Origin of the sequence: Mesorhizobium sp. M7A.F.Ca.CA.002.09.1.1, assembly GCF_003998555.1 — a bacterium.
GTDB classification, from domain to species: Bacteria; Pseudomonadota; Alphaproteobacteria; order Rhizobiales; family Rhizobiaceae; genus Mesorhizobium; species Mesorhizobium ciceri.
In genome coordinates this window covers 1-7,503 of record NZ_RZRR01000191.1, presented here as the reverse complement: position 1 = coordinate 7,503, position 7,503 = coordinate 1, and the positions used below count along the sequence as shown (strand labels likewise).

Sequence of the window (7,503 nt, the reverse complement as noted above, 5' to 3'; positions counted from 1 at the left end):
GCGCCGAGGCCAGCACCTGGAAGCCGGGCACCGCGTTGAAGGCTGCCGCCCCTGCAAACGCCAGACCGAGGCCCAGCAACTGACGCCGGGATGGAGCAAATGTGCTGAGCGCTGAAAGATCGTTTTTCATGTCGGTCACTCTCGTCTGATTCCTGAGTTGTTCTGTGCTTGGACCCCCAGTTGGGCTGAAATTTGGCGGGTCGGGCGTCCCTTGGTCGCTTCAACGCCTTGAAAGGTTCAAGGTTGCCGGATGTCGCAAGGGTCAGGCTTTCTGGTCAGAACTTGTCCTCTTCGGTCGGCACCAGGATCTCGCGCTTGCCGGCATGGTTGGCCGGGCCGACGATACCTTCCTTCTCCATCTTCTCGATGATCGAGGCAGCGCGGTTATAGCCGATGCCCAGCCGGCGCTGGATATAGCTGGTCGAGGCCTTGCCATCGCGCAGCACCACGGAGACCGCTTGATCGTAAGGATCGTCGGAATCCTCGAAATTGCTGTTGCCGCCACCGCCGCTCGCTCCACCCTTGCCTGACGGCTCGTCGTCATCCTCGCCATCATCCTCGGTGATGGCGTCGAGATACTCCGGCACGCCCTGCAGCTTCAGATGCGCGACGATCTTCTCGACCTCTTCATCGGCGACGAACGGGCCGTGCACGCGCTGGATACGGCCGCCGCCGGCCATGTAGAGCATGTCGCCCATGCCGAGCAGCTGCTCGGCGCCCTGCTCGCCCAGAATGGTGCGGCTGTCGATCTTCGACGTCACCTGGAAGGAGATGCGGGTCGGGAAATTGGCCTTGATGGTGCCGGTGATGACGTCGACCGACGGCCGCTGCGTTGCCATGATGACATGGATGCCGGCGGCGCGCGCCATCTGCGCCAGGCGCTGCACGGCACCTTCGATGTCCTTGCCGGCGACCATCATCAGGTCGGCCATCTCGTCGATGATGACGACGATATAAGGCATCGGCTCGAGATCGAGGTTCTCGGTCTCGTAGATCGCCTCGCCGGTCTGGCGGTCGAAGCCGGTCTGAACGGTGCGCGAGATCTTCTCACCCTTCTTGTCCGCCTGGCTGACACGGGCGTTGAAGCCGTCGATGTTGCGCACGCCGACCTTGGACATTTTGCGGTAGCGGTCCTCCATCTCGCGCACGGTCCATTTCAGCGCCACCACCGCCTTCTTCGGATCGGTGACGACGGGCGTCAGCAGATGCGGGATGCCGTCATAGACCGAGAGTTCCAGCATCTTCGGATCGATCATGATCAGCCGGCAATCCTGCGGCGTCAGCCGGTAGAGCAGCGACAGGATCATGGTGTTGATGGCGACCGACTTGCCCGAGCCGGTGGTGCCGGCGACCAGCACGTGCGGCATCTTGGCGATGTCGACGATGACCGCCTCGCCATTGATGGTCTTGCCCAGCGCCAGTGCCAGCTTGGCCTTCGTCGTCTCGAAGTCGCGGCTGGCCAGGATCTCCCTGAGATAGACGGTTTCGCGCTTGGCGTTCGGCAGTTCGATGCCGATGGCGTTGCGGCCGGGCACCACCGCGACGCGGCAGGCGATGGCGCTCATCGAGCGGGCGATGTCGTCGGACAGGCCGATGACGCGCGACGATTTGATGCCGGGCGCCGGTTCGAGCTCATAGAGCGTGACGACCGGACCCGGACGGACGGCGATGATCTCGCCCTTGACGCCGAAATCCTCCAGCACGCCTTCGAGCAGGCGCGCGTTCTGTTCCAGCGCGTCCTTGGACAGGCTGGCGTCGCGCACCACGTTCTTCGGCTCGGAGAGGAAGTGCAGCGACGGCATTTCGAATTTTTCAGAGCCGATCAGCGATGTCTGCGCCTCGCGCTGCACACGGGCGCCGGGCACGGGGCGCGCCGCCGGCGCCTCGACGCGCGTGGCGGCATCGGAACGGAACGGCTGTACCTTGGCGGTCGGCGCGCCTCGGCGTTGCACGACAGGCTCATCGTCGAAATCGGCATCCTCGCCCGCATTGTCGAAGCGGTCGTCGAAGATATCGGCATCGTCGGGGTCGAGCGAGGCGCTGCGGTCGTTGACCATGGCGGCGAAGAATTCCGGCTCGACGCGGGCGCGGCCATCCTGGCTCATCCGCTGCTCGGCGAACTCGGCCGATTCGACCCGTTCGGCGGCGCGGCGCCAGGCGGTGGAGCGCTGCTCCATCTCCGGCTCGTACTCGTCCCGCTCCTGCCTGCGGCGCACGGCGCGGCGGTGCATCCACGCGCGCAGCGACAGCCACCAATGGGTGATGGCGCCGAGCGCCAGGATGCCCTCGTCGCCTTCGTCCTCGTCATTGTCGAACAAAAGGTCGTCCTCGCGCGGATCGACGGCGGGCTCGTCCTCCATCACGGCAAAGCCGTTCTTGCGTCCGATCAGCGCCGAGCCATGGGCGAAGAGCCACAGTGCGGGCGCCGACAGCAGGATGGCGATGATGCTGGCGATCAGCCCGGTCGGATAGCCGCCGATGACGACACCGGGGATCTTCAGCACCATGTCGCCGAACACGCCGCCGAGGCCGGTGGGCAGCGGCCAGGTCTTGGGCGGCACCACGCAGCCGACCATCGCCGCGGCCAGCAGCGCGAAGCCGAACCAGGACAACCCGCGCTTGGGCAGCCTGTCGACACCGCGCGCGGAAAACAGCAGGAAGCCCCAGATGACCGTCGGAACCAGGGCGGCGACGGCGGCGAGGCCGAAGAACTGCATGGCGAGGTCGGAGAACACGGCACCCGCATAGCCCATGGCGTTGGTGACGGAGTTGTTCGTCGCGTGGGAAAAACTCGGATCGGCGACATTCCAGGTGGCAAGGCTGGCAACGCCAAAGGCGGCCAGCGCGAACAGGCCGACGCCAACCAGCCGCCCGACCTGACGCCGCGCGAACGCCTGGATGCCGTGCCCCGTATCGGCCAGCGCGAGCGGTGCTGAAGCCCCTGAACGCATGCTCTTCCCCGTCTGTCGTGGACTCGCCGGGTGCGTGGCGCACTCCGGCAGATTCGGGTCTCAGACTATCGGTGGGAAGGTTAAGGGCGCATTAACTATAAGAGGTTGAGACGCTCAAACCTCATTACCGCCGGTTGAGCCGTATGAGGCAATGATGGACGACGGACCGATGGAGCTCCATCGAACGAAACAATGGCGGGCTGCCGGCCCGCCATTGGTCGTCTGAACGGAGATCGGGCCTCGGCCCGATCGCGGCAAATCAGTTGGCGCCGCCGAGCGCCTGCACATTGGCGCAGAATTCCGCATGCGGCTTGCTCATCGCCGCATCCTGGCATTCCTTCTTCATCGCTTCCTGCTTTTCCATCGGCATGGCCATGAAAGCTGTCTTGAAGCCCGCCATCGGCTTCATGGTTTTCATGCCGGAATCCGTGAAGAACGGCGCCATGTTGTCGGGCTCGTCCAGAGCACCGGCAAACGCCACGCCGCCGATCATGGAAAGAGCAAGCGCTCCGAGACAGATGTTCTTGAGGTTCATGAGATGGTTTCCTTCCCTGTTGTTTGGCACGAGCGTCAGAACGACGATCGTCCCCACGGTTCGGAACCAGAGCGGTCGTTGTTTCCTCAAAAAACATGATCACGCGAACGTGATTGCGTGAAGCCGGGCATTGCCGGAATGGCTTGCCAAAAAAAGAGGCCCGGATGCGATCCGGGCCTCAATGCGTGAACTCCTTTCGGGAGCGTCACGACGGGATCTTTCAAAGCAATTCCAGGAGAACTGTGCAGCGCTTTCCATTCGGAATTGCGTGGAGATATGGGGCCGGCGGGAGGAGGGTTCCGCCCTTACGGCACCACTTCGCCATGCTGGGAGATGTCGAGGCCTTCGACCTCTTCCTGGGTCGTCGGGCGCAGGCCGACAAGCGCCTTGACGATGTAGAGGAGCACGAAGGTGGCAATGCCGGTCCACACGATGGTGACGGCAACGCCGTAGATCTGCTTGCCGAGCGAAGCACCTGCGCCGAGGCTGTTGATCGCCGGGTCGGCGAGCACGCCGGTGAGCAGAGCGCCGACCACACCGCCGACGCCATGCACGCCGAAGGCGTCGAGCGAGTCGTCATAGCCGAACATGTGCTTGACCTTGACCGCCGAGAGGTAGCAGACGACGCCTGCGACGATGCCGACGATGAAGGCACCGGTCGGGTTGACGAAGCCGGAAGCCGGCGTCACCGCGACCAGGCCGGCAACCGCACCCGAGATGATGCCGAGCACGGAAGGCTTCTTGGCGACGATCCATTCGGCGAACATCCAGGCCAGTGCCGCCGCGGCGGTGGCAACCTGGGTGTTGAGCATGGCAGCGCCGGCAAGACCGTCGGCTGCCAGTTCCGAACCGGCGTTGAAGCCGAACCAGCCAACCCACAGCAGTGAAGCGCCGATCACCGAATAGACCAGGTTATGCGGCGCCATGTTGGTGGTGCCATAGCCTTCGCGCTTGCCGAGAACCAGCGCACAGACCAGACCGGCGACACCGGCGTTGATGTGAACGACCGTACCGCCGGCAAAGTCGAGCACGCCCGCCGATCCGAGGAAGCCGCCACCCCAGACCCAATGCGCGATCGGCACGTAGACGACCAGCAGCCACAACGCCATGAAGATCAGCAGCGCCGAGAACTTCATGCGTTCGGCGAAGGCGCCGGCAATGAGCGCCGGCGTGATGATGGCGAATGTCATCTGGAACATCGAGAACACGAATTCAGGAATGTTGGCGACGCCCGGCAGCCACAGCGAGGCCGTGGTGATGCCGTGATGGAAGAACTTCGAGGTGCCGCCGATATAGCTGTTCACGCCGCCGCCGTCCGAGAAGGCCAGCGAATAGCCGAACATGAACCACAGCACCGTCACCAGGCAGGTGATGGCGAAGCTCTGCATGACGGTGGCGAGCACGTTCTTCTTGCGCACCATGCCGCCGTAGAACAGCGCCAGGCCCGGAATGGTCATCATCAGCACCAGCGCCGTCGAGGTCAGCATCCAGGCGGTGTTGCCGGTGTCGAGCACCGGGGTCGGGGCAGCAGCCGGCGCGGCCGCGGCTGCGGCCGGTGCCGCTTCCTGTGCGAAGGCGGCAACCGTGCCCAATGCTGCGAGAGTAAGCGAACCCAAAAGGGCAGCTCGTCCCGTCGTCTTCAAGGTGGAAGGAATATTCATTGAACTCTCCATTGGAATACGTGATCGCCGCTCAGAGCGCGTCGGTGTCTGTTTCGCCGGTGCGGATGCGCACCGCCTGATCGATGCCGAAAACGAAGATCTTGCCGTCGCCGATCTGGCCGGTCTTGGCGGCTGCGGTGATGGCTTCGACGGCCTTGTCGACCATGTCGGCACTGACCGCGACTTCGATCTTGATCTTCGGCAGGAAGCTGACCGCGTATTCCGCCCCGCGATAGATCTCCGTATGCCCTTTCTGACGCCCGTAGCCTTTGACTTCGGTGACGGTCAGGCCCTGGATGCCGACGGCGGTGAGCGCTTCGCGTACCTCGTCGAGCTTGAACGGCTTGATGATTGCCATCACGATTTTCATAAGGTTTCACCCTTTGCTGTTGCGGTCCCCCGCGTTTGTACACCTTCACCGATCCCAAAGAGCCGGAGAGTGCCCACAAGGATTCAAGCTCCGTGCCAAGTGCGGAAGCAGGGTGTTAACCCACTGTAAACAAAGAGATTAGGGAGTGCGCCGACGCAACCTGCCCACAGCTGCGGCGATACGCCTGCTTAAAAATTGGGCAAATGTCGAAAAATGCCTACTCTGCAGGCGATCGCTTGAGCCGGATCAGCCCTTCCTGCGCAACCGAGGCAATCAGCGTACCGTCGCGGGCAAACAGCGAGCCGCGTGTAAAGCCGCGCGAGCCCTGCGTCGACGGGCTGTCCTGCGTGTAGAGCATCCAGTCGTCGAGCGCATGGCTGCGGTGGAACCACATGGCGTGGTCGAGGCTCGCCGCCTGGATATCGCGATCGAAAATGGCGCGGCCATGCGCGAAGGTCGATGTGTCGAGCAGCGTCATGTCGGAGAGATAGGCGAGCACCGCTGCCTGGATGGCGCGGTCCGCCGGCACCGGACCGGTGGTGCGGATCCAGATGTTCTGCTTTGGCTCCAGCTTTTCGCGGCTGGTGTAATGCTTCAGCATCACCGGCTTCATCTCGATCGGCCGGTCGCGCTCCCAGTAGCGTTTGATCCCATCGGGCACCGCCTCGCCGAATTTGCCCAGCAATTCGCGTTGCGACAGCAATGTGTCCGGCCCCGGAACGTCCTGCGGCATCGGCACCTGGTGCTCCAGGCCGACCTCATCCTGCTGGAACGAGGCTTCGAGCGAAAAGATCGCCTGGCCGTGCTGGACCGCCACCACGCGCCGCGTGGTGAAGGAGCCGCCGTCGCGAATGCGGTCGACCTCGTAGACGATCGGCACCTTGGTGTCGCCGGGCCGCATGAAATAGCCGTGCAGCGAATGCACGTACCGATCGGGATCCACTGTCCGCTGCGCCGCCACCAGCGCCTGGGCGATGGTCTGGCCGCCGAACACGCGCTGCCAGTCGAGCAGCGGGCTGCGACCACGATACAGATTGTGTTCCAGCTTCTCGAGGTCGAGAATGCCGAGAAGCTCGTCCATGGCTGCCGTCATATTTCGCGCCCTCGCCGCAGAAGTGTTATGGCGGTTTCCGACAGGACGGACAGGCAGTCAAGGGCGCAAGACCCGGCCGGCGCAGGAGCGAAGATGATGGAACGCAAGGCGGACACGAAAAACAGATCCGGGCTCGATGTCCTGGTCGCCGGCGCCGGCTATGTCGGCCTGGCCGCCGCCGTATCGCTGAAACAGGCGCGACCGGGCCTCGCCATCGCTCTCGTCGATGCGGCACCTGCTGGCGCCTGGCAAAGGGATGGCCGCGCCTCGGCCATTGCCGCTGCCGCCTGCCGCATGCTCGACCAGCTCGGCGTGTGGGCCGAGATCGCACCCCAGGCGCAGGCGATCACTGAGATGATCATCACCGATTCGCGCACCGCCGATCCGGTGCGTCCGGTCTTCCTGACCTTCGGCGGCGAAGTGGCGCCGGGCGAGCCCTTTGCGCATATGGTCGCCAACAAGGTGCTGAACGGCGCCTTGCGGGCCAGCGCCGAAAGGCTCGGCATCGATATCATCGAAGGCGTCGCGGTGCAGGGCTTCGAGACCAACGGCAGTGGCATCACCGTGCATCTCGCCGACGGCGCAGCGCTGAAGGCGCGGCTGCTGGTCGCCGCCGACGGCGTCAACTCGAAGCTGCGCGACATGGCCGGCATCAAGACGGTGAAGTGGGAATATGGCCAGTCCGGCATCGTCTGCACGGTAGCGCATGAACGCCCGCACAATGGTCGCGCCGAAGAGCATTTCCTGCCGGCCGGGCCTTTCGCCACATTGCCGCTCAAACCCGGTGAGGACGGCACCAACCGCTCGTCGATCGTCTGGGTCGAGCGTACGCCCGATGCCGAGAAGCTGGTGGCCGGTGACGATCTCCTGTTCGAACACGAACTCGAGCAGCG

6 protein-coding genes are annotated in these 7,503 nt (G+C 64.1%); 1 reads left to right on the top strand and 5 read right to left on the bottom strand.

The window, feature by feature from the left end:
- Positions 1-275: 275 nt before the first annotated feature.
- The 5 genes from EN994_RS11180 to tesB all read right to left on the bottom strand — a co-directional run bounded on the left by EN994_RS11180 (position 276) and on the right by tesB (position 6,610).
- The gene (locus EN994_RS11180) at positions 276-2,951 is read right to left on the bottom strand and encodes a DNA translocase FtsK (protein WP_063169525.1); all 2,676 of its coding nucleotides are present in this window, start codon (positions 2,949-2,951) and stop codon (positions 276-278) included.
- A gap of 259 nt (positions 2,952-3,210) precedes the next feature.
- Positions 3,211-3,486 carry a hypothetical protein gene (locus EN994_RS11175; protein ID WP_063170403.1) on the bottom strand — a complete coding sequence of 92 codons (276 nt, stop codon included), beginning with the start codon at positions 3,484-3,486 and terminating at the stop codon, positions 3,211-3,213.
- Between the two features lie 305 nt (positions 3,487-3,791).
- Positions 3,792-4,973, bottom strand: a complete 1,182-nt coding sequence (locus EN994_RS11170) for an ammonium transporter (RefSeq protein ID WP_224619141.1) — start codon at positions 4,971-4,973, stop codon at positions 3,792-3,794.
- 205 nt (positions 4,974-5,178) lie between these two features.
- A complete protein-coding gene (locus EN994_RS11165) occupies positions 5,179-5,517 on the bottom strand; it encodes a P-II family nitrogen regulator (protein ID WP_013528889.1) in 339 nt (112 codons plus the stop codon).
- Positions 5,518-5,734: 217 nt separating this feature from the next.
- Positions 5,735-6,610 carry an acyl-CoA thioesterase II gene (gene tesB / locus EN994_RS11160; protein WP_013528888.1) on the bottom strand — a complete coding sequence of 292 codons (876 nt, stop codon included), beginning with the start codon at positions 6,608-6,610 and terminating at the stop codon, positions 5,735-5,737.
- A 96-nt stretch (positions 6,611-6,706) separates the two neighbouring features.
- Here tesB and EN994_RS11155 point away from each other — a divergent pair.
- Positions 6,707-7,503 (top strand): FAD-dependent oxidoreductase (locus tag EN994_RS11155; protein ID WP_206530397.1); only part of this gene is annotated, 797 nt, incomplete at its 3' end.

Bases quoted from the DNA above. Each gene is read 5' to 3' on its own strand.
- EN994_RS11180 (WP_063169525.1), bottom strand. From the start codon at position 2,951: ATGCGTTCAGGGGCTTCAGCACCGCTCGCGCTGGCCGATACGGGGCAC.
- EN994_RS11175 (WP_063170403.1), bottom strand. From the start codon at position 3,486: ATGAACCTCAAGAACATCTGTCTCGGAGCGCTTGCTCTTTCCATGATC.
- EN994_RS11170 (WP_224619141.1), bottom strand. From the start codon at position 4,973: ATGCTGACCTCGACGGCGCTGGTGCTGATGATGACCATTCCGGGCCTG.
- EN994_RS11165 (WP_013528889.1), bottom strand. From the start codon at position 5,517: ATGAAAATCGTGATGGCAATCATCAAGCCGTTCAAGCTCGACGAGGTA.
- tesB (WP_013528888.1), bottom strand. From the start codon at position 6,610: ATGACGGCAGCCATGGACGAGCTTCTCGGCATTCTCGACCTCGAGAAG.